Here is a 21,585-nt window from a genome sequence, read left to right on the forward strand (position 1 = left end):
AGTAGTGCTTGATGACCAATTGCAGCATCATAAAAAGAAGCTAAATGCCTTGAAACACTTGACTTCTGGTAGAAAAAAACATGGGTGAGAAATCACTCATGTTTTTTACATCCAACCTAATGCACTTACAGCTGCATATACAACTGATCCAACCATTAAAATGACCATTAACCACGACATAACTAAAATCATTTTTTCAATGCGCGTGCGTGATTTTTTTTCGATTTTAGGGACGCGGTGCTGATTGAGTTGTGCATCAATCTCTGCTTGTAATTTTGCGTTTACCGGTCGTTTATTTTGGTCATCTGCCATTGATTTCACCTCTAATTTATTCTTATTTAGTGTATCATAAGTCACAAAAGATTTGAAATTTTTTATAAAATTAGTTAGAGTTAAAACACGAGGTAATTAAAAATGCAATGGTGGTATTGGCCATTAGGTGGCTTACTTTTTTGTTTGATATTAATAGGTGCTAATCAGTGGACAGCGATGAAAAAAATACGCTTGCATGTTTTGGACGTTATTACGTTACCTGTCTGGGTAATTGCACATTACACGATGGGATATGCGCTAGGCGTTAGCTATATCGAGTGGATTTTGCTTTTCTGGTTTGCTTTTGGGGCTATTTTAGCTTGGTTCTTATTACAAAAAAATTGGGATTGGCGCCATTTTTGGCATCGATATTGGCAATGGAGTGGCCTTTTTGGCATTGCGGTCATAATAGTTGTCATGATTTTGGGCTTTATTAACCACTGACCCCCACTTTTATAAAAGCAGTACTGTCATTGATGGTACTGCTTTTTTTACGTGAAAATTTACTGATTGATGACAAATTTCAAAATAAGGTGGAGAGAAGTGGTGGAATGTGGTAAATTAATAGTATAGAATTTTAATGGAGGTGGTCCTATGTTTATGGGCGAATATTCACATACGCTCGATACGAAAGGACGCCTAATTATTCCGGCAAAATTCCGTAATCAACTTGGTGAAAAATTTATTGTTACTAAATGGATGGAAAAGTCTTTACGGGCTATGCCATTATCCGTTTGGGAAAAGTTAGAAAATCAGTTGAATCAATTACCAACTGGAAAAAAAGACGCGCGCTCGTTTAGACGTTTTGTCATGGCCGGCGCATTAGAAGCTGAGTTTGATAAGCAAGGTCGAATTATTGTACCAAGTAACTTACGAGAGTACGCATCACTAGAAAAAGATGTTATTGTAACTGGCGTTGGTGATTCTTTCGAAATTTGGAGTGCTGATACATGGGCTGCGTACACAGCTGAGACAGCCGAAAACTTTGATGATATTGCTGAGGGGTTAGTTGATTTTGATTTTTAATGTAACCAAATAGGTTGCCAGAAGGAAAGTGAGCTGAAATGACATTTGAACACGTTACGGTGCTATTGCATGAGGCCATTGAATTATTAGATATCAAGCCTGACGGTATTTATGTGGACGCAACGCTTGGAGGCGGCGGGCACACGGGTGAGATTTTAAAGCAATTAACAACTGGCAAGCTGTATAGTTTTGATCAGGATGATACAGCAATTCAATACAATATGACCCGCTATGCAGATGACATTGCACAAGGAAAATTAGTTTTGATTCATCAAAATTTTAGGACATTAACTTCGGCGCTAGCAACACGTAATATTCAGAATGTTGATGGCATTGTTTATGATTTGGGTGTCAGTTCAGTTCAATTTGATGATGGACAACGCGGTTTTAGCTATAACTACGATGCTGAATTAGACATGAGAATGGATCAAAGACAAACTTTGACTGCTAAAACAATTGTCAATGAATGGTCGTTTAATGAGCTGTTAAGAGTGTTGAGTCGCTACGGTGAAGACCGTTTTCCAAAACAAATTGCCCGTAAGATAGAGCAACATCGAGAAAACGGCCCTATTAACACAACGTTTGAATTGGTTGACATCATTAAAGAAGCAATTCCAGCGCCTGCCCGCCGTAAGGGAGGACATCCTGCTAAAAGAACATTTCAAGCGTTAAGAATTGCGGTTAATGATGAATTGGGTGCATTAGAAGACTCTTTAACGCAGGCATTGGACCTAATTGATCATAACGGTCGCATTAGTGTTATTACATTTCAATCATTAGAAGATCGTCTTGTAAAGCAAATGTTTCGTGAAAAAACTAGCGCACCTGAATTACCTGCCGGTTTACCTGTATTACCCGGACAATTTGAAGCTGAGTATGACGCACTGACCAGAAAACCTATTTTACCAAGTGCTGCCGAAATGAGTACTAATCATCGATCGGAATCAGCTAAACTACGCGGTATTCGACGCAAATAACTTAATTTAAGTTTTAAAACTAATTGTTACATCATCAGATTTTTGGAGAAAAAGCTATGGCACAAAATGCATACGAATACTCATCAGCTGCTGCACAACAAGCACCACTCACGCAACCACGCTATCGCCAACGCAAAGCAATTAAATATAAAGCAGCAGTTTGGACCAAAAAGGAACGTGGGCTAGTTATCTTTGTGGCTGCAGTTGTCTTGTCATTGATGGTTGGTGCTGTTTTTACTAGTATGCAAATTACAAAAGCGACTAATAGTACGACGGCTATTGAAACAAAAATAAGCAATACGAAACAAAACAATGATGATTTACAAACTAAGATTCAAGATGTCACTAGTAAATCAAATCTAGATAAGGTTGCAAAAAAATACGGCATGACACTGTCAGATGATAGTGTACGCAATATTAATCAATAATTATGAAAAATAAAGTGAGACGGATACCAAATAAAAGAATCACGAAGAATGCCAAAATTTTTGGTGGGTTGTTGCTGTGTGGCACAACAGTGGTGATTTTAATGCTTGGTATTCGTCTTTTTGTTATTGCAGGGAATAAAGCCGTTGATGGGCATAACCTAACAAAAGCGACACGAGAAGCTTTTATGGGGAAACAAAACATTATTGCTAATCGTGGTAAAATTTTTGACACCAATGGACAAGTATTAGCCGAGAACACAACGGTTTACAATGTCTACGCAGTCTTGGACAAAAATCAAAAAGACGCTGACGGCAAACCAGATTATGTGACGGATGCGAGTGAAACAGCTCAGAAATTAAGCACGGTCATTAACCTAAAAGAAAAAGCGATTTACAAACGATTGAAAGCTAAGCAATTTCAAGTAGAGTTTGGATCAGCTGGTAAAAGTCTGACAATTGCACAACATAAGAAAATATTGGCTATGAAGCTTCCAGGCATAAAATTCACATCACAAGCAGCGCGTGTTTACCCCAATGATCAAATGGCATCTCATCTGATTGGAAACATTAAGTATAGTGAAAATGTCAGTGGTCAGTCAACAATGACTGGCATGATGGGAATTGAAGCCGCCGAAAACTCGGTATTAACTGGTAAAAATGGTATTAAAAGTTACGAAGGTCAAAAAGAGAATAACAAAAATAGTCGAACCGTAAAAAATGGGGATGACGTGTATCTTACTTTAGATGACAGTTTGCAAAACACATTAGAAACCCGTATGGATACATTGATTAAAGATACGGAGGCAAAAACAGCAGTTGCAGTATTGATGGAAGCAAAAACAGGGCGAATTGTTGCAGCAACACAAAGGCCAAATTTTAATGCTAATGACAAATCTTCGAATCCGGAAACTTGGCAAAACCTACTTGATCAAGGTGCCTTTGAGCCTGGTTCAACTATGAAAGCTATCACGTTGTCGGCTGCTATTGATACAGGAGAGTGGCGACCCAATGATACCTATCAATCGGGAACATTTTTAATTGATGGCAAGAAAGTTGTTGATGCTTTTGGCCAAGATGCTGGTATGTTGACCTATCGGGAAGGATTTTGGCGATCGTCTAACGTTGCTTTTGCCCGCACTGAACAAAAGTTGGGTGCGGTAACATGGCGTAAGTATTTGACTCGGTTCCGTTTTTTACAGTCTACTAAATCAGGTCTCAATGGTGAAGAAGCTGGTTCTATTTCATTTACTTATCCGATTGAACAGGCCAATACAGCTTATGGTCAAGCCATCAACGTGACACCATTACAACTGATTCAGGCGTTTTCAGCGATTGCCAACAATGGTAAGGAAATTAAACCTTATTTTGTCGATAAAGTAGTTAACTCTGCGACTGGTGCAATTGTCAAGGAAGGAAAAACAACAACTGTTGCCCACCCAATTAAAGCAAGTACGGCTGAAAAAGTTCGTGAATATATGATTGATGTTGTAAATCAGTCTACTGGAACTGCTAAGGAATTTGATTTGCGAGATGCTGGATATCAGATTGCTGCTAAAACTGGAACTGCTCAAGTGGCAGAAAAAGGTCAATACCTAGATGGTCTGAAAAATGCAATTCATTCAGTCGTTGTATTAGCACCGGAAAAAGATCCAAAATATATTTTTTACATGGCTGTTAAACAACCAAAAGTTTTCCCAGATGCAACAATTCAAACCACAATGAACAAAGTATTTAGGCCGTTAATGCTTCAAGCTTTGAATAATAGCAGTAGCGCTGTAAAATCTAAGACAACGAAACAGACGGTGCCTAATGTTGTGGGCCAATCAATCACTGCTGCCAAAACAACATTAACTAAAGCAGGTTTCCGAGTGGCTGTTGTTGGGACAACTGGAAAAATTAAATCGCAATCGCTGTTACCTGAACAAAAAGCATTGACCAATCAATTAGTCATATTAAAAGCGCAGGGTACCACGAATATGCCTGATATGACAGGGTGGAGTTTAACAGATGCACAGTCGTTTGCAAAGCAAATTGGCTTCACGTTGACTTGGAAAGGGTCTGGCTACATTACGAGTCAAAGTGTTGGTGCTAATCAGTTGGTTGTCAAAAGCAGTCAAGTAGCGATTGTATTGAAAGAGAAGGAGTAACAGGGAGAAATGACAGAAAATCTATGGACTTTCGCACGATCGTTTATCGTGACAGTTATTTTTATGCCAGCATTGATTAACTTTTTGAGGCATTCTAAGGAGCAGGCAGTAATCCGTAAACTGGGTCCTGATCATCAGGCCAAAGCAGGGACACCAAGTATGGGCGGTGTATTATTTGTATTAGCTGCTGTGATCAGTGCCGTTGTTGGTGGGGTAGCAAGTGAGGGGTGGCATGGCTTCATGTTACAATTGATGCCGATTTTGGCATTTGTGGCGTTTGCCATTATTGGAGGTGTGGATGACACACTGAAAATATTGAAACATGCAGATGATGGTTTTAGGTTTAAGCCAAAATTGTTAGCACAAACACTTAGCGCTTTGGTAGTCATGATTGTTATGTGGTTTATGAATGTGCCGTTTGTACTTAATGTACCGTTTGTTGGCCATATTTATTTGGGTGGTTTTTATTTCATTTTCATGTGGTTCTGGCTGGTAGGGTGGTCAAATGCCACTAACTTAACAGATGGGCTTGATGGGTTACTAACTGGTATTAGCATTATTGTTTATGGCACCTATACATGGATTGCAATGGCAATGCATAGTCAGTCGATCGTGATTTTTAATATCGCAATTATTGGTGCATTGGTTGGCTTCTTGATTTATAACAAACCTAAGGCCAAAATTTTCATGGGAGATACAGGATCGCTAGCTTTAGGCGCTGGATTGGCAATTGAGACAATCTTGTTGGGTATTCCATTTTCTCTAGTTTGGTTTGGTATTGTCTTTGTAATCGAAACGTTATCGGTCATTATTCAAACCATAGGTTATCACTTTTGGCACAAGCGAATCTTCCCAATGGCACCAATTCACCACTCATTTGAAAAATTTGGTTGGCGTGAATGGCAAATTGATATACTATTTTGGATTGTAACTCTCCTAGTAAGTATTGTAGGGATTTTATACATGAGTTGAGACGGTGATAGCCGTGTACATAAATAAAGAAATCAGGTTAAATCATGCAGGCACTGGATTTTAAAAATGAAAAAATTATGGTTTATGGTTGGGCACGTTCTGGCAAAGCAGTGACTAAGCTTTTATTAGCACTTGGTGCTGATGTTACTGTTGCAAATGACGGCGATTTTCAAGAAGACGATGATTTTCTGACTTTGCAATCTCAAAGAGTTACTTTTATATCGCAAGCTCAAGATGTGCATCTTGATAACAGTTTCAAATATCTGGTGAAAAATCCAGGTATTAATTACGACCAGCCATTGGTACAAAAGGCGCTTGTCTTGAAAATTCCAATTTTAACAGAGGTTGCCGTGGCGTTGAGTACATTCAATGGCCGATTAATTGCGGTGACAGGATCCAATGGTAAAACGACAACGACTTCCTTGATTCGTGATATGCTCAAGTCGGATGAACAGCCGGTCACGACAGCCGGCAATATTGGCACGCCGGTCAGTGAAGTCGTTGCTAATTTAACTGAAAAAGATACATTATTGTTAGAATTGTCCAGTTTCCAACTAATGGGTATACCAGATATTCGACCAGATATTGCTGTTGTGACCAATATTTTTTCTAATCACTTGGATTATCACAAAACTAGAGATAATTACGTAGCTGCCAAATTTCAGATTACACGCCATCAAACTAAAAATCAGTATTTAATTTTAAATGCTGATGGCCCAGATACCCCAAATTTTGCTGCTAAAACGCACGCGAAAGTGCTAACGTTTTCTCGTCAACAAAGTGGTTTGCAGGCAGAAATTAAAGATGATCAACTATTGATTAACGGCGATGCAATAATGCCTGTAACTGACATAAAGCTAGTGGGACCCCACAATTTGGAAAATGTTTTAGCAGCAGCAACAGCTGCCAAACTAGCTGGGGTGAGTGATCGCGCGATTAAAGATGTGTTGAAGACTTTTGGAGGGGTTGAACATCGTTTGCAGTATTTATTTACTGTGAATGGTGTAAAGTACTATAATGATTCAAAAGCCACCGACATTGAGGCAACACAGACAGCATTAAATAGCTTTGATCAACCAACAATATGGATTGGTGGTGGGTTATACCGCGGTGATGATTTGTCACGCATGGTACCTAATTTAAAACATGTGAAAACCGTAATCGCTGTTGGACAAACGCAACAAAAAATTGTTGATTTGGCAAACCAAGCCGATAAAACAGTCATTACTGTTAAGGATGTTATGGCAGCGGCGCCAGAAGCAGTGAAGTTAGCACGTCCGGGCGACGTGGTATTACTATCACCAGCTCATGCCAGTTGGGATCAATTTAAGACATTTGAAGAACGCGGTGAAAAGTTTGTCGCTGCACTAAAAGAAGCACTTAAAATTTGAAAGGAGTCGTTATGAAAATTATTTTATCTGGTGGTGGAACAGGTGGTCATATTTATCCGGCGCTTGCTTTAGCTGAAGTGATTCAAAAGCATGAACCCGATACAAAATTTTTGTATGTGGGATCAGAGCGAGGTGTTGAATCTAATATTGTTCCTGCAACAGGAATGGCATTTGAGCGCCTAACTGTTCAGGGTTTCAAGCGGTCACTATCTTTAGATAATGTTAAAACGATTTCTCTGTTTTTAAGAGCCGTTCGTGAGGCAAAAAAAATTCTTAAAGAGTTTCAGCCGGATGTCGTCGTTGGCACTGGCGGATACGTCAGTGGGGCAGTTGTTTATGCAGCCCAACGATTACATATTCCAACGGTCATTCATGAACAAAATTCAGTTGCTGGTGTTACAAATAAATTTTTGTCTCGTGGTGCGACGCGTATCGGTGTTGCTTTCGATGTTGCGTTATCACAATTTCCCAAAGGAAAAGCAACGGTGGTTGGAAACCCAAGAGCACAGCAAGTTGCTTCACTCAAGTCAAATTTCTCATGGCAACAGATTGGCTTGCGCGATGACAAAAAGACTTTGCTAATATTTGGTGGGTCTCAAGGTGCGCCAGCTATTAATTTAGCAGTTATTGATGCTTTAGAAACATTTAATCAACGAAGCTATCAAGTTGTGTTTGTTACTGGGCCAAAACGTTATGATAATGTCCTTGCAAGAATGACTACACAACCAGCTGAAAATGTCAGAATATTACCTTATATTGACAACATGCCAGAAGTTATGGCACAAACTGATGCGATAGTGGCAAGGGCTGGCGCGACATCAATAGCAGAAATTACAGCGCTGGGTATTCCGTCTATTTTAATTCCGAGTCCCTTTGTGACAGGTGATCATCAGACTAAAAATGCGCAAAGTTTGGTTGATGCTGGTGCTGCATTGATGATTTCCGAGCCATCTTTGTCAGCAGTTACGCTAACTCAAGCTGCCGATACATTGTTATTAAATGACAAGGTGAGTGAGGCGATGGCAGCTCAGGCAACTAAAATTGGTGTGCGCGATGCTGGCGAAAGACTTTATGCACTGATTCTTGATGCAATTGGAGAATGATGAAAGAAGATGTACCACAATTAAAACATATTGTAAACAAGAAACGACCGTTACAACTTTGGCTGAGTTTAGCGGTTTTTGCTGTTTTGATTGGCGGTTTAATATTGATTTTACAACCTTGGCGTACGATTAAAAATGTGTCAGTTGCGTCAACGGTCGTTTCTAAAGAGCAAATAAAAAAATATGTTAATGTTGATCAAACGACACCGTATTGGCGTTTGGTTGGACAACAAGCTTTTATTGAAAATCGACTGCAATCACAAAACAATAAAATAGACTCGGTAAAAGTGACTTTAAATGATGGCGATGTGTTGTTTACTGTTGTTGAAAGAGTCAATGCTGGATTTGTTCAACAAAAAGGACAGTGGTATGCTATCAATCAGCAAGGAAATCGTCATTCAGTCAGTCAACCAGATGGTGATGCACCAGTTTATACAGGCTTTAAGAGCGATGACACATTGGCTAAAACGGCTGTCACATTTTCCAATTTTGAAGCATCTTTGCGACAAAATATTAGTCAAATAATATTTTCGCCTACAAAAGAGAACCCGAAACGCCTAAAAATTATCATGGCTGATGGTAATACTGTGCTGGCAACGACAACAACATTTGGTCAAAAGATTGTTTATTATCCTGGTATTGCAGCACAAATGAAAGCAAAAGGTGTGGTTGACCTACAATTTGGCGCTTTCTCATATAACTATAAATCTTAAATATGAAACGTACTGAAAAACTAGAATTGGGTCGCAAAATATTGCGATTTTATGTTACTATTAATATTAGGTATATTTTGTAAAAATAATTAACAAAGGGGCACAACGCATGAATAATTCAGGCGTGACGGTTGGATTGGATATTGGAACCACTTCAATTAAAGTTGTCATTGAACAAACTGCTGGGAATCAATTTAATGTGATTGGTGCGGGAAGCGCCCCTTCACGTGGCTTACGCCGTGGCGTGATTGTCGATATCGATACGACTGCCGCTGCGATTCGTGAGGCGATTGATCAGGCACAAGAAAAAGCAAATATTAAAATTACCGATGTTGTGGTTGGTGTTCCAGCTAATCAAGTTGAAATTATCAATGTTAATGGTCTGGTATCTATTGCCAACCAAAATAAGCGCATTACTTATCAGGATGTTCAAAATGTAGCGCAACAAGCATTATCAAATGGCTTGCCCGCAGACCGTGATGTGATTGAATTAGTCGCTGAAGAGTTCGTTGTTGACGGATTTGATGGCATTAAAGATCCTCATGAAATGATAGGTGTAAGGCTTGAAATGCATGGGGTGGCCTATGTTGGACCTAGCAAGATTCTTGATAATACGCGAATGGCAATTCAAAAGGCCGGACTAAATTTGCAAGAATTTATTCTGTCACCATTGGCTCTTGGTACAACTATCTTGAATGACGGCGAGCAAGACTTTGGTACTGTTTTGATTGATTTAGGTGGCGGACAGACTAGTGCTGCTGTTATCCATGATCGCAAATTGAAGTACACGTTTGTCGATATTGAAGGTGGTGATAGTGTCACCAAGGATATCTCAACTGTGCTTGGCACTTCTTACATCAATGCTGAAAGAATAAAACGTGATTACGGCTTTGCTGATCCATTGCAAACCGACCAAGACAACGATTTTCCAGTCGAAGTTATTGGTGAGGTTGTACCAAAACAATTTGACGAGAAGTATTTATCGGAAATCATTGCGGCTCGCTTAGAGCAAATGTTTACGCGAATATTTGATCATTTACAACAGGTTAATGCTTTGAATATGCCAGGAGGCTTTGTTTTAACTGGTGGCAATGCAGCGCTGCCAAAAATGGTTGATTTTGCCAAACAATTATTGGGCGATAATGTTCGTTTGTTTGTACCAGATCAAATTGGTTTGCGACATCCTTCGTACACGCGTGCTTTGGCATACTCAGTGTTTGCATCTAGAGAAAACATGGTGCAACAGGTGATTAAACAAACGATTATGAACCGTCGTGAGGTTACACCTAATCCTGAACCAACACCAAGTGAGGCACCACAACAAGAATCATATGACAGTTATCAATACGTCGATGATGCCACTGTGGCACCTCGTGAAGGCTGGTTTGGAAAAATTCGCCAAAAGATAAACAATTTATTTAACGAAGATTAAAAAGACACTTAAGGAGACAACTCATGGATTTTTCAATTGATGATACCCAAGAAGCGGGTGCAATCATAAAAGTTATCGGTGTTGGTGGTGGTGGCTCAAATGCTGTTAACCATATGATTGAAGAAGGCGTCAGTGGCGTTGAATTTATCGTAGCCAATACTGATGTACAAGCACTAGATAAGTCAAAAGCCGATACAAAAATTCAAATCGGTCCTAAATTAACCGGTGGCTTGGGAGCAGGCTCGAATCCAGAGCGTGGTACTAAAGCTGCTGAAGAATCAACTGAAGATATTGCTAATGCCTTAGCTGGTGCCGATATGGTTGTGATTACTGCAGGTATGGGTGGTGGAACTGGTAATGGTGCAGCTCCTGTCGTTGCACGTATTGCTAAAGAACAAGGCGCATTGACCGTTGCGGTCGTTACACGACCATTTAAATGGGAAGGCCCAAAGCGCGGACGTTTTGCTGCTGAAGGATTACAGGCTTTGTCAGAGTCTGTTGACTCATTAATCGTGATTACTAACGAACGTTTGAAAGATCGTATTGACCTTCGTACACCACTATCTGAAGCATTTAAAGTAGTTGATGAAGTTGTGGCACAAGGTGTTCGAGGCATTTCTGAGCTGATTACCAATCCTGGTTTCATTAACTTGGACTTTGCTGATGTGAAAACTGTCATGCAAGATGCCGGACCTGCTTTGATGGGTGTTGGTCAAGCAAGTGGCGAAACCCGTGCAGCTGACGCAACAAAACAAGCTATTTCGTCACCGTTGCTTGAAGTCGACATGTCAGGTGCGGAAGACGTTTTGCTTAATATCACCGGTGGTCTAGATATGTCGTTGTTTGAAGCACAAACGGCTTCAGAAGTCATTAGCCAAGAAGCAGGACGTGACGTGAACGTTATATTTGGAACATCAATTGATGAAGATCTTGGTGATTCAATTCGCGTGACAGTTATTGCGACTGGTCTTCAAAATACTAACGATAAATCCAAACAATCTGCAGCCAAGAATGTAGCACCAGCTGCTTCAGTTTTTGGCACAGCAACGTCGACTGAGTCGGCAGCGCCTTCGTCTGCTTCATCAGTTTTTGAAAAACCAGCGACAGCATCACCAGCCCCCAAAGTGACACCAACACAAAACGATCCATTTGCTGATTGGAATATTGGCGGCACAACCAAAGACGCGTTTGCTGAAGATGATCGTTTTGATGGCGTTCAGAAGCAATCATTTGATGTCTTTAATACACCGAGCTCAAGTGCTGCGGTGGATTTGGGCAATGATGACGACACTGACCAACCACCATTTTTCAAGAAACGTTAAGGAGAACTCATGGCATTAGGGGACACAATTAAACGTCTATTTAGTAATGAGGAAGATTATTACGAGGATGAAGGGTATGATCAACGATCATACCAAGAACAGCCACAACCACAGCCTGTTCAGCAACAAGCAAATACTTCCCAACAACGATTTACACGACCATCAACTACTACACAACAAGCCAATTCAGACTTTAATAGTGCGAATAGTAAAATTGCATTGTTTGAACCAAAAGTATATTCTGATTCTCGAGCGATTGCTTCACAAATTTTGGGTGGTGAAGCAGTGATTGTCAATTTCACGCAGATTGATGAAGCACAAGCTAAACGAATTCTTGATTTTCTGGGTGGTGCTGTTTATGCTGTTAACGGTGAAATCGAACGTATTGGACAATCAATTTTCTTGGTCACACCAAATACGTTTGAAATTTCTGGAACTTTGACAGATAATCTTGAGCCCAACAGTAGGTACTAATTCATGATTGCAGAAATTGTCATATGGTTGTTTCGATTAGTGCAATATTATGAATATGCAATTGTTATTTATATTTTAATGTCTTGGCTACCAGGGGCTCGTGAGTCTGGCTTGGGCCGATTCTTGGGCCGTATTGTCGAGCCATATCTACGAATTTTTAGGTTTATTCCACCAATTGGGATGCTTGATTTTTCACCGATTGTCGCAATTTTGGCTTTGAATTTTGCACGTAGTGGTTTGCTACATTTAGTTTCGATATTCCTATGAGTAATGACGTGCTAAGTATTTCACAACATTTTCGTGAGTACGAGCAGCCTTTCATACAACAAGTTCTGGATTGGGTAAAACAGGCTGATGATGACTATCGCTTAATTCTGACGCGATTTTTAAATCCGAGAGAACAATACATTCTACAAACATTGATTAACCGTCAGTCTGGATTGCGAAGTTATTTGTATGGTGGTGTGGATGGCGCCGAAAGTCAAAGGGCAATCATTGCACCAGAAGTATTTGAAGTAAAACAAGAAGATTTTGAAATTGGGTTACTAACTGTACAATATCCAAAAAAGTTTGCCACGTTACATCATTCGACAATTTTGGGCAGCTTAATGCACTTGGGTATTAGTCGGGATGTACTTGGCGATATCCTATTTGATAATGAAGAAACGAATTGGCAAATCATTGTCGATCAGAAAATGTTAGCTTATATCCAGCAAACCGTTACAAAAGTTGGACGAGTTGCTGTTAATCTGAAAGCGCAATCGTTAAGTGAAGCCCTGCCTGTTTTAACTAATTGGCAAGAGCAATTTGCTTTAATGTCATCTTTGCGACTTGATGTTGTCATATCATCTGTTTTTCAACTGTCACGTAGTGATACTAAGACACTTATTGAAAGTGGTCAAGTTCATGTGAATTGGATGCTTGCGCAAAAAACCAATTTGGAAATTGCTGTAAATGATTTGATATCAGTTAGAAAACATGGTCGTGCACAAATCAAGTCACTAGATGGTCGGAGTAAAAAAGATAAATTGAAAGCAATTGTCAATGTTGTACAAAGATAGTAATGTCAGGCTTCTATCTAATTTAGACTAGGCATGATAAAATTATGAAGTACAATCATGTTAAAGGAGAAAGTTATGGCATTATCACCAGATGAAATTTTAAATCACGAATTTACAAAAAAAGGCAGTAAGGCTTATGTTGCGACTGAAGTTGATGCTTTTTTGGATCAAGTCAATAGTGATTATGAAGCGCTAATTGCTGAGCGAGATGCGCTTAAAGTACAACTTGAGCAGTCGCAATCGCAAGTCGAGGCGCTAGAAGCCAAGCGTGAGCAAGTTAATCAGTCTATTTTTGTCGCACAAGAAGCAGCTGACCGATTGAAAAAAGACGCTGATGTTGAAGTGAAAAAGCAATTGACGCATGCACAAGAAGCGGCTACTAAAATCATCAGTGATTCTCGTGTTAAGGCAGAAGCGGAAGCAGAACGTTTAGCACAAGAAAACGCAGAATTAACTAATGAGCAAAACCAATTACGTACAGAAGTTGAAAGTTTTAAAAATTCCTTCTTGCAATTATTAACAGCACAGCGTACACTATTAGAAAATGATGAGTTAGCAGAAGCTGTTCATCGTTTACCAATTGGTCAAGTAACAGCCAATCGCATTGGTAAAGTTGCTGAAGCAGCACCAGTTGAAGTTTCAAGCCAGTCAGAACAAGAGTCAGATGAACAGGAAACAGCAGAAGCCCAAGGGCCGGTTGTAGTGTTTCCAGAATCAGAAGACCAAGCGGACAATCATTAATAATTATAAAAAGCGTAACACAGCAAAGTTGGCATATATACGTGCAGCGAGTCATGGTGGTGGAAGATGACCGTCCCTGATGCCAATCAGATCAGTTACTAGTTTTGTTTAGCTGAAATTTTAGTAAGCTAGAACGGCGCAGGCCGTTAATACTGATTTGAGAGTAATAATGAAGATTAGTTATTACTAAACATTGGGTGGTACCACGTGAAAACGTCCCTATGCAGATGATGCATAGGGACTTTTTTTATCATTATTTTAAATGATTGTTGTCGATTAACTTTTTTAGGAGAATGAAATATGAAGTATAAAGATACGTTGAATCTTGGTAAAACGGCTTTTCCAATGAGAGGGTCGTTGCCTAAGACGGAACCAGAACGTCAGGCAAAATGGTATGAGGAAGACTTGTATCAGCAACGTTTGGCCCAAAATGAGAAGAAACCTCATTTTAACCTACATGATGGACCGCCATACGCAAATGGTAATATTCACATTGGTCACGCCATGAATAAAATTACCAAGGACATTATTGTACGTTATAAGAACATGACTGGCTTTTATGCGCCTTATGTTCCCGGTTGGGATACTCATGGTTTGCCAATTGAACAACAATTGACAAAAGCAGGTCATGATAGAAAAAGTATGCCTAAATCAGAATGGCGTAATTTAGCTAAAGAATTTGCTTTGCAACAAGTTAATAAGCAACGTTCGGATTTTAAACGTTTGGGTGTGTTAGGCGATTGGGAAAATCCATATATTACATTGAAGCCAGAATTTGAGGCAGCGCAAATTAGAGTTTTTGGTGCAATGGCTGGGAAAGGCTACATCTTTAGAGGTGCGAAGCCAGTGTATTGGTCATGGTCGTCTGAGTCAGCTCTTGCTGAAGCTGAAATTGAATATCATGACATTGATTCAACATCATTGTTCTATGCCAATAAAGTAAAAGATGGCAAAGGTATTTTGGACGATAATACTTACTTTGTGGTCTGGACAACAACGCCGTTTACTGTTACAGCCTCTCGAGGTATTACGTTAGGGCCTGAATTCGAATACTCAGTTGTGATACCAGCTGGCGATACGAGACAATTTGTTGTTGCGACTGAACTACTCGATTCAGTCGCACCTAAGTTTGGTTGGGAATCATATGAAACGGTCGCAACCTATAAAGGCCAACAGCTTGATCGCATTACAGCCTATCATCCTTGGGACAGTGAGCATGAAGAATTAGTGATGAATGCTGATCATGTTACGCTTGATTCAGGAACTGGCTTAATTCATACAGCACCCGGATTTGGTGAAGATGATTACAACGTTGGAAAAAAGTATGGCTTACCCGCTGACGTAACAGTAGATTCAAAGGGTTATATGACAGCCAACGCGGGTGCTGACTTTGAAGGCAAATTCTATGATGATGTTGTTGGTATAGTCATCAACAAATTAACGGATGCTGGGTTGTTCTTGGCAAAAGAAAAGATTACCCATTCTTACCCATTTGATTGGCGTACCAAAAAACCAATTATTTGGCGGGCAGTGCCCCAATGGTTTGCTTCTGTGGCCAAGTTCCGATCAGAAATTTTAGCCGAGCTTGATAAGGTTACATATTTCCCAGATTGGGGTAAAGTTCGATTGCACAATATGATTCGCGATCGCGGTGATTGGGTTATTTCACGACAACGTGTTTGGGGTGTACCATTACCAATATTCTACGCAGAAGATGGTACAGCTATTTTGGACGAAAAGTTGATCAACCACGTCGCTGATTTATTTGCTGAGTATGGTTCGAATTATTGGTTTGAACATGATGCTAAAGAACTTTTGCCAGAAGGTTATACTAATGAACATTCACCAAACGGTGAATTTACTAAAGAAGAGGATATCATGGATGTCTGGTTCGATTCTGGTTCATCGTGGAATGGGGTTTTGAATACACGACCTGAATTAGATTATCCTGCTGATATGTATTTGGAGGGGTCTGATCAGTTCCGTGGTTGGTTTAATTCTTCTTTGATCACATCTGTGGCCGTAAATGGCATTGCGCCATACAAATCTATTTTGCACCAAGGCTTTACATTAGATGGTAAAGGCAACAAGATGTCCAAATCTCTAGGAAATACAATTTCGCCACTTGAAGTAGCTGACAAAATGGGAATTGAAATTCTGCGTCTTTGGGTGACGTCGGTTGACACGTCACAAGACATGCGTGTTTCAAATGAAATTTTGAAACAAGTGTCAGAGAGTTATCGAAAGTTGCGCAATACGTTACGTTTCTTGCTGGCAAATACCTCTGATTTTGATCCAAAAGAAGATGGTGTGTCATATCAATCATTGGCAGCACATGATCAATATTTCTATGCCTTAGAAAATAATTTTGTTAAAGATGTGCGCAATGCTTATGATAATTACCAATTCAACGATGTTTTTAAGCGTGTGATTAACTTTGTCAACGTTGATCTATCAGCCTTTTATCTTGATGTGGCTAAGGATGTTGTTTATGTTGAGGCACCTACTGGGCAAGCTCGTCGCTCAATGCAAACAGTCTTCTATAAGATTTTGACTGATTTGACGCGATTGTTGCTACCAATCTTACCTCACACAGCTGAAGAAGTATGGGAATATCTTCCTTATGAAACAGCACAATTTGCTTATTTGACTGATATGCCTGATGTTCAAGATCTAGGTGATACGACAGTTTTGTTTGAACAGTGGTCAACCTTTATGAGTCTTCGTGACGCTGTCAACAAGGCACTTGAAGAAGCACGTGAAACCGACTTAATTGGTAAAAATGCTGAGGCTTCTTTGACGCTTTATCTGACGACTGAACAACAGTTATGGTTAAAAGATTTGAATGCGGATGTCCGTTTGTTGTTAATGGTGTCACAACTTCATTTGGAATCATTGGAAAGTGCGCAAAATGTACAAGACTTTGCAGGTTGGCACATTACTGTTGCTCACGCCACAGGTCAAGTATCGCCACGAGATCGCCTGTATCATGACGATATTGGTTCTGACACTGATTTTCCAGAATTGTCAAAGCATGAAGCAGATATTGTCCGTGAGTTTTATCCAGAAGCCCTAACTGAGGGACTAGAATAGTATCAAAAAACATCACAATTCACAATTGTGATGTTTTTTTGATCGTTTTGGAAAAGTATGAACAAACTGTGAAAGCGTTTACATTTGATTGAAAACATGCTATGATAAGGCTATAAACGAAATGATTTTTTAAAGGAGAAACATATTATGGCAACTAAAACAATTATGCTAGCTTGTGCAGCTGGTATGTCAACATCATTATTGGTAGCAAACATGCAAAAGGCCGCCGCGGCTCAAGAAAAGGATTACGATATTTTTGCAACTTCAACGTCTGATGTTGACGCTAAGCTAAAAGAAAAGCATCCTGATGTTGTGATGCTTGGACCTCAAGTTGCTTATATGAAAAATGAGGTTAAGGGACACACAGATGCCGCTGGTGTGCCAATGGATGTCATCAATATGATGGATTATGGCATGATGAAGGGCGACAATGTTTTGAAGTCTGCCGAAACATTGATGGGAGTTTAAGATGGCCGATTTGATGCAAGACGAAGCACGAATGCAAGTTGTGATGGGTCTGATTATGCATGGTGGCAATGCCAAGTCGCAAGCTTTTCAGGCAATTCAGTTGGCTAAATCAGGTGATTTTGAGGGTGCACAAGCAGCAATTGATGAAGCTGATAAATCACTTAAAGAAGCACATGATGTTCAAACGGACATGCTAACACAAGAAGCACAAGGTAATCATACTGAAGTTGACTTGTATATGGTTCATGCCCAAGATCATTTGATGAATGGTATTACTTTTCGTGATTTAGCAGTTGAAATCATTGCACTTTATCGCAAATTGGCAGAGAACTGATTGAAAGCTCGCTTTTGCGGGCTTTTCTTTTACAAAATAATTGCTAAATGAACCTAAGAACTGGAGAAGATAACAAATGACAACAGGTTATAAAATGCCACAAGATTTTTTATGGGGCGGTGCAGTAGCAGCACATCAACTAGAAGGTGCTTGGAATGTTGACGGCAAGGGTGTCTCAATTGCTGATGTGATGCTGCCGGGAAAAAACGGTGTTAAACGCGTTGTAACAGACACTGTTTTACCAGATGGTAATTATCCTAATCATAGAGGCATTGATTTTTATCACTCGTTTCCGCAAGATTTTGCATTGATGAAAGAATTGGGGATGAAAGCGTTTAGAACATCTATTGCTTGGACGCGAATTTTTCCAAACGGTGATGAGGAAACACCTAATGAAGCTGGCTTGGCATTTTATGATAATATGATTGATACGATGATTGATAATGGCTTAGAGCCAGTCATCACGTTATCTCATTTTGAAATGCCATATCATTTAGTGACTGAGTATGGTGGATGGCGTAATCGTAAAATGATCGACTTTTTCACTAAATTTGCACGTGTGGTATTCGAACGTTATGGTGATCGCGTCAAGTACTGGATGACTTTCAATGAAATTAATAATCAAACCTCTTGGATGGATTCACATCCAATGCTACAAAACTCTGGGTTGAAAGATTATCCAGCAGAACAGGCACAAGAATTGATGTATCAAGCCTCACACCATGAGTTAGTTGCCTCAGCCTTAGCAACTAAAATTGCCCATGAAATCAATCCAAACATCATGGTAGGCGATATGATTGCGATGAACCCCGTTTATCCTGCAACATCAAACCCAGAAGATATTTTGATGGCACAGAGAGCGATGCAAACACGTTATTATTGGGGTGATGTCCATGCGTTGGGAGAATATCCTAACTGGCTGTTGAAATTCTGGTCACACAAAGGGTTCGATATTAAAATGGCACCTGAAGATGCTAAAATCTTAAAAGAAAACACCGTCGACTATGTGGCGTTTTCTTACTACATGAGTTGGACTGTTTCTGCAACTGGCGATGACTATTTAGAATATGATGAAGAAGCTAACCACGGCGATAATCCTTACCTTAAACAATCAGATTGGGGTTGGCAAATTGATCCAACAGGTGTTCGTTATGCGATGAATTGGATGTGGGATCGTTGGCATAAAAAAATGATGATTGTTGAAAATGGTTTTGGTGCTTATGATAAATTGACCAGTTCAGGTGAAATACATGATCAGTACCGGATTGATTACTTCAAAGGACATATCAAGTCCATGGAGCAAGCAGTTGCTTTAGATGGTATTCCTCTAATCGGGTATATGCCGTGGTCTGGTATTGATATTGTTTCCGCTTCAACTGGCGAAATGGCCAAACGTTATGGTTTCATTTATGTTGATTTAGATGATATGGGCCAAGGTACGGGAAAACGCTACAAAAAGGATTCATTTGATTGGTACCAAAATGTCATTGCAACCAATGGTGAAGTATTATAAACTTTCAAAAGCTGGTGAAATGCTAGCTTTTTTGCATTCGATACATGGCTTTGATACACTGAATATTATAAATGTCTAGTATTTGGGGGAGAAAAATATGATTCCAGAAAAAGCCACGCAGCTGCCTAAAACGGCTAAAATTGTTTGGTTAATTCATGATGTCATCGCTTTGTTGTTTTTAGTAGTCGTGGAAATAATTATTTACATGCTTTTTTTGCGCGGTAATTTTCATCAACTAGCAATGATGATTTTAATCATTATGGTTTTGATAGCTATTTTGCCTGTTATACACATGACGCTAATCCCTTATTTTTATCGATTTAGACGTTACGTGATTGATGATCAGGCGGTTTACATTTATCGTGGTTTTATTTTCAGAAAGTCTGAATCAATTCCACTGAATCGTATTCAAAATGTTGATACCAAACAGGGACCGATTTTACGTTATTTTAAATTAATGGATTTATCTATTGAAACAGCGGCACATGGGTTCCAAATTGAGGCTATTGGTGAAGTAACAGCTAAAAAGTTGAGAGGTCAATTAGTCGAAGCGGCTTTACACGCCCGTGAGGTAGCTTCAGATGACTAAACAGCATCAAAGTTGGTTTGCCATTGTTGTTAATTTTTTTAGTCACATCAAAATAATGATTTGGCCAATTATATTGGGCTTGTTCAATATTAAAAACGATGGCGTGATTTTTTTGCCTTTGATAGTATTAGGTATATTTGTCGTATTTGTTGGTAGCGCTTGGATTCAGTGGTTATTTTTTACCTTCGAATTTGATGACAATGAGCTATCAGTAAAACAGGGTATTTTTAATAAAAAGCAAGTTCATGTGCCTTTTGAGCGTATTCAAACTATTTCTAGAACGATGCCATTTTATTATCAACCATTTCAATCCGTGCGTTTACAAATTGACACTTCAGGGCAAGGAAAACCAGAAGTGGTCTTTGATGCTCTGAGTTTGACACAAGCTGATATTATCGAACAAAAAAGACGCAGTGCCCAAAATAAAAAAACCAGTGTTGAAGAAATTAGGCCAAAGCAATCTATATCAGAGCTAAGATATCATGTGACAAATAGGGACTTAATGTTATACGCTGTTACCTCACTGAGTGGTCTCGGTGGCTTTTTAGCTTTATTCACATTATGGACGCAAATTGACGATATTTTACCAAAACATCTCAAAGCGACATTCACGGATTTTGTGAATCATCAATCTATGATAGTATTGAGTTCTTTGATTGTAATTGGTCTATTTATAGGTATTGTCGTTGGATTTTTCAGGATTTATAATCAATATTTTGATTTTAAAGTTTTACATGAAGAAAATCATCTTGTGATTTCGCGCGGTTTACTAGCACGTAAAAGTGTCCAACTTAAGTTTAGTAGAATTCAGGCTGTTCAATTGCGACAAACTTTGCTGAGAAGAATGGTTAAGTTGATGAGTGCCAACGTTTTGCTTTCCGCAAGTCGAGATGAAGATGATAAGAAAACTGTACTGATTCCAGTAGTCAGTAGTCAAAAGGCAACAACTACGTTGCAAAAAGTTTTGGGAGTTGATGACTTTGATATCAAGCAGTGGCAACCTAGCGCTATTAAGACAGCTGCATGGTATCAGGTTAGATTTAGTTTATTGCGGTTGGCAACTATGATTGTTGTTTTGAGTGGTATTGTGATGATCTGGCTACCAAAATATTGGGATTGGCATAATATATTGCTCGGTATTTTGATTGCTTTGGTCGTGGTAGTGTTTTTGATTTTAAAAAACATAATGACAATCAAAGATCAAAAAATAGGATATTGTGAGTCTGTTATTTACTTGCAACGTAGCAATGGCTTAACTAAAGAGGGTTACTTTATCACGCGTGATAAAATACAAGGACTTAATACGCATGGTTTGTATACATTAGCAGCAAAAAAAGCAACACATCTTGACATTATTGTTCGTGATGATAATGGTGAGCACACCATACGGTTACGATATGTACCTGAACAGACAATAACAGTCCTTAACAAATGGCTATTTTTGTAACCAACAACTCATTTTTTAAAATTTTGATTGTAATAATTTAAT

22 protein-coding genes are annotated in these 21,585 nt (G+C 39.3%); 21 read left to right on the forward strand and 1 reads right to left on the reverse strand.

The genetic code is table 11. The annotated features are described in order from the left end of the window. Nucleotides 1–105 precede the first annotated feature (105 nt). A complete protein-coding gene (locus tag IEU71_RS01540; RefSeq protein ID WP_004914784.1) occupies nt 106–312 on the reverse strand; it encodes a DUF4044 domain-containing protein in 207 nt (68 codons plus the stop codon). Between the two features lie 102 nt (nt 313–414). Here IEU71_RS01540 and IEU71_RS01545 point away from each other — a divergent pair, with 102 nt between their 5' ends. From IEU71_RS01545 to IEU71_RS01645, 21 genes are all read left to right on the forward strand, one after another. Beyond that, entirely contained in the window at nt 415–756 is a 342-nt protein-coding gene (locus tag IEU71_RS01545) for a DUF3397 family protein (RefSeq protein ID WP_004914782.1), read from the forward strand. 150 nt (nt 757–906) lie between these two features. Continuing rightward, entirely contained in the window at nt 907–1,338 is a 432-nt protein-coding gene (gene mraZ / locus IEU71_RS01550) for a division/cell wall cluster transcriptional repressor MraZ (protein WP_004914780.1), read from the forward strand. Between the two features lie 38 nt (nt 1,339–1,376). After that, nucleotides 1,377–2,315 carry a 16S rRNA (cytosine(1402)-N(4))-methyltransferase RsmH gene (rsmH, locus tag IEU71_RS01555; protein ID WP_004914778.1) on the forward strand — a complete coding sequence of 313 codons (939 nt, stop codon included), beginning with the start codon at nt 1,377–1,379 and terminating at the stop codon, nt 2,313–2,315. Between the two features lie 56 nt (nt 2,316–2,371). Then, nucleotides 2,372–2,743 (forward strand): cell division protein FtsL, encoded by a 372-nt coding sequence (ftsL, locus tag IEU71_RS01560; RefSeq protein WP_004914775.1) that lies wholly within the window; start codon nt 2,372–2,374, stop codon nt 2,741–2,743. A gap of 2 nt (nt 2,744–2,745) precedes the next feature. Continuing rightward, the gene (locus IEU71_RS01565) at nt 2,746–4,890 is read left to right on the forward strand and encodes a PASTA domain-containing penicillin-binding protein (protein WP_004914773.1); all 2,145 of its coding nucleotides are present in this window, start codon (nt 2,746–2,748) and stop codon (nt 4,888–4,890) included. A gap of 9 nt (nt 4,891–4,899) precedes the next feature. After that, nucleotides 4,900–5,862, forward strand: a complete 963-nt coding sequence (gene mraY, locus IEU71_RS01570) for a phospho-N-acetylmuramoyl-pentapeptide-transferase (protein WP_004914772.1) — start codon at nt 4,900–4,902, stop codon at nt 5,860–5,862. Between the two features lie 44 nt (nt 5,863–5,906). Next, nucleotides 5,907–7,253, forward strand: a complete 1,347-nt coding sequence (gene murD / locus IEU71_RS01575) for a UDP-N-acetylmuramoyl-L-alanine--D-glutamate ligase (protein ID WP_004914770.1) — start codon at nt 5,907–5,909, stop codon at nt 7,251–7,253. Nucleotides 7,254–7,264: 11 nt separating this feature from the next. Then, entirely contained in the window at nt 7,265–8,356 is a 1,092-nt protein-coding gene (murG, locus tag IEU71_RS01580) for an undecaprenyldiphospho-muramoylpentapeptide beta-N-acetylglucosaminyltransferase (RefSeq protein ID WP_004914768.1), read from the forward strand. Continuing rightward, on the forward strand, nt 8,356–9,069 hold the full coding sequence (locus IEU71_RS01585; protein ID WP_004914767.1) for a cell division protein FtsQ/DivIB: 714 nt from the start codon (nt 8,356–8,358) through the stop codon (nt 9,067–9,069). The genes murG and IEU71_RS01585 overlap by 1 nt, the downstream gene beginning before the upstream one ends. Before the next feature lie 109 nt (nt 9,070–9,178). Continuing rightward, on the forward strand, nt 9,179–10,501 hold the full coding sequence (gene ftsA, locus IEU71_RS01590) for a cell division protein FtsA (protein ID WP_004914765.1): 1,323 nt from the start codon (nt 9,179–9,181) through the stop codon (nt 10,499–10,501). A 23-nt stretch (nt 10,502–10,524) separates the two neighbouring features. Beyond that, entirely contained in the window at nt 10,525–11,823 is a 1,299-nt protein-coding gene (gene ftsZ, locus IEU71_RS01595) for a cell division protein FtsZ (RefSeq protein WP_004914762.1), read from the forward strand. Between the two features lie 9 nt (nt 11,824–11,832). Further along, nucleotides 11,833–12,297 (forward strand): cell division protein SepF, encoded by a 465-nt coding sequence (locus IEU71_RS01600; RefSeq protein WP_004914760.1) that lies wholly within the window; start codon nt 11,833–11,835, stop codon nt 12,295–12,297. 3 nt (nt 12,298–12,300) lie between these two features. Continuing rightward, nucleotides 12,301–12,564, forward strand: a complete 264-nt coding sequence (locus IEU71_RS01605; protein WP_004914758.1) for a YggT family protein — start codon at nt 12,301–12,303, stop codon at nt 12,562–12,564. Beyond that, a complete protein-coding gene (locus IEU71_RS01610; protein WP_004914756.1) occupies nt 12,561–13,358 on the forward strand; it encodes a YlmH family RNA-binding protein in 798 nt (265 codons plus the stop codon). The genes IEU71_RS01605 and IEU71_RS01610 overlap by 4 nt, the downstream gene beginning before the upstream one ends. Before the next feature lie 75 nt (nt 13,359–13,433). Next, nucleotides 13,434–14,099 carry a DivIVA domain-containing protein gene (locus IEU71_RS01615; RefSeq protein WP_080519685.1) on the forward strand — a complete coding sequence of 222 codons (666 nt, stop codon included), beginning with the start codon at nt 13,434–13,436 and terminating at the stop codon, nt 14,097–14,099. A 300-nt stretch (nt 14,100–14,399) separates the two neighbouring features. Further along, nucleotides 14,400–17,192 (forward strand): isoleucine--tRNA ligase, encoded by a 2,793-nt coding sequence (gene ileS, locus IEU71_RS01620; protein WP_004914749.1) that lies wholly within the window; start codon nt 14,400–14,402, stop codon nt 17,190–17,192. Between the two features lie 147 nt (nt 17,193–17,339). Next, nucleotides 17,340–17,660 carry a PTS sugar transporter subunit IIB gene (locus IEU71_RS01625; RefSeq protein WP_004914747.1) on the forward strand — a complete coding sequence of 107 codons (321 nt, stop codon included), beginning with the start codon at nt 17,340–17,342 and terminating at the stop codon, nt 17,658–17,660. 13 nt (nt 17,661–17,673) lie between these two features. Continuing rightward, on the forward strand, nt 17,674–17,994 hold the full coding sequence (locus IEU71_RS01630) for a PTS lactose/cellobiose transporter subunit IIA (RefSeq protein ID WP_031941278.1): 321 nt from the start codon (nt 17,674–17,676) through the stop codon (nt 17,992–17,994). A gap of 76 nt (nt 17,995–18,070) precedes the next feature. Beyond that, nucleotides 18,071–19,507, forward strand: coding sequence for a 6-phospho-beta-glucosidase (locus IEU71_RS01635; protein ID WP_004914744.1), 1,437 nt, complete (start codon nt 18,071–18,073; stop codon nt 19,505–19,507). Nucleotides 19,508–19,604: 97 nt separating this feature from the next. Next, complete coding sequence (locus tag IEU71_RS01640; protein ID WP_004914742.1) at nt 19,605–20,096, forward strand: PH domain-containing protein; 492 nt, start codon at nt 19,605–19,607, stop codon at nt 20,094–20,096. After that, nucleotides 20,089–21,543 (forward strand): PH domain-containing protein, encoded by a 1,455-nt coding sequence (locus IEU71_RS01645; RefSeq protein WP_004914741.1) that lies wholly within the window; start codon nt 20,089–20,091, stop codon nt 21,541–21,543. Before IEU71_RS01640 ends, IEU71_RS01645 begins: the two co-directional genes overlap by 8 nt. Nucleotides 21,544–21,585 lie beyond the last annotated feature (42 nt).

Origin of the sequence: Leuconostoc falkenbergense (assembly GCF_014634805.1) — a bacterium.
Taxonomy (GTDB): Bacteria; Bacillota; Bacilli; order Lactobacillales; family Lactobacillaceae; genus Leuconostoc; species Leuconostoc falkenbergense.

Coding starts and splice junctions, on each gene's coding strand:
- IEU71_RS01540 (WP_004914784.1), bottom strand. CDS start 312: ATGGCAGATGACCAAAATAAACGACCGGTAAACGCAAAATTACAAGCA.
- IEU71_RS01545 (WP_004914782.1), top strand. CDS start 415: ATGCAATGGTGGTATTGGCCATTAGGTGGCTTACTTTTTTGTTTGATA.
- mraZ (WP_004914780.1), top strand. CDS start 907: ATGTTTATGGGCGAATATTCACATACGCTCGATACGAAAGGACGCCTA.
- rsmH (WP_004914778.1), top strand. CDS start 1,377: ATGACATTTGAACACGTTACGGTGCTATTGCATGAGGCCATTGAATTA.
- ftsL (WP_004914775.1), top strand. CDS start 2,372: ATGGCACAAAATGCATACGAATACTCATCAGCTGCTGCACAACAAGCA.
- IEU71_RS01565 (WP_004914773.1), top strand. CDS start 2,746: ATGAAAAATAAAGTGAGACGGATACCAAATAAAAGAATCACGAAGAAT.
- mraY (WP_004914772.1), top strand. CDS start 4,900: ATGACAGAAAATCTATGGACTTTCGCACGATCGTTTATCGTGACAGTT.
- murD (WP_004914770.1), top strand. CDS start 5,907: ATGCAGGCACTGGATTTTAAAAATGAAAAAATTATGGTTTATGGTTGG.
- murG (WP_004914768.1), top strand. CDS start 7,265: ATGAAAATTATTTTATCTGGTGGTGGAACAGGTGGTCATATTTATCCG.
- IEU71_RS01585 (WP_004914767.1), top strand. CDS start 8,356: ATGAAAGAAGATGTACCACAATTAAAACATATTGTAAACAAGAAACGA.
- ftsA (WP_004914765.1), top strand. CDS start 9,179: ATGAATAATTCAGGCGTGACGGTTGGATTGGATATTGGAACCACTTCA.
- ftsZ (WP_004914762.1), top strand. CDS start 10,525: ATGGATTTTTCAATTGATGATACCCAAGAAGCGGGTGCAATCATAAAA.
- IEU71_RS01600 (WP_004914760.1), top strand. CDS start 11,833: ATGGCATTAGGGGACACAATTAAACGTCTATTTAGTAATGAGGAAGAT.
- IEU71_RS01605 (WP_004914758.1), top strand. CDS start 12,301: ATGATTGCAGAAATTGTCATATGGTTGTTTCGATTAGTGCAATATTAT.
- IEU71_RS01610 (WP_004914756.1), top strand. CDS start 12,561: ATGAGTAATGACGTGCTAAGTATTTCACAACATTTTCGTGAGTACGAG.
- IEU71_RS01615 (WP_080519685.1), top strand. CDS start 13,434: ATGGCATTATCACCAGATGAAATTTTAAATCACGAATTTACAAAAAAA.
- ileS (WP_004914749.1), top strand. CDS start 14,400: ATGAAGTATAAAGATACGTTGAATCTTGGTAAAACGGCTTTTCCAATG.
- IEU71_RS01625 (WP_004914747.1), top strand. CDS start 17,340: ATGGCAACTAAAACAATTATGCTAGCTTGTGCAGCTGGTATGTCAACA.
- IEU71_RS01630 (WP_031941278.1), top strand. CDS start 17,674: ATGCAAGACGAAGCACGAATGCAAGTTGTGATGGGTCTGATTATGCAT.
- IEU71_RS01635 (WP_004914744.1), top strand. CDS start 18,071: ATGACAACAGGTTATAAAATGCCACAAGATTTTTTATGGGGCGGTGCA.
- IEU71_RS01640 (WP_004914742.1), top strand. CDS start 19,605: ATGATTCCAGAAAAAGCCACGCAGCTGCCTAAAACGGCTAAAATTGTT.
- IEU71_RS01645 (WP_004914741.1), top strand. CDS start 20,089: ATGACTAAACAGCATCAAAGTTGGTTTGCCATTGTTGTTAATTTTTTT.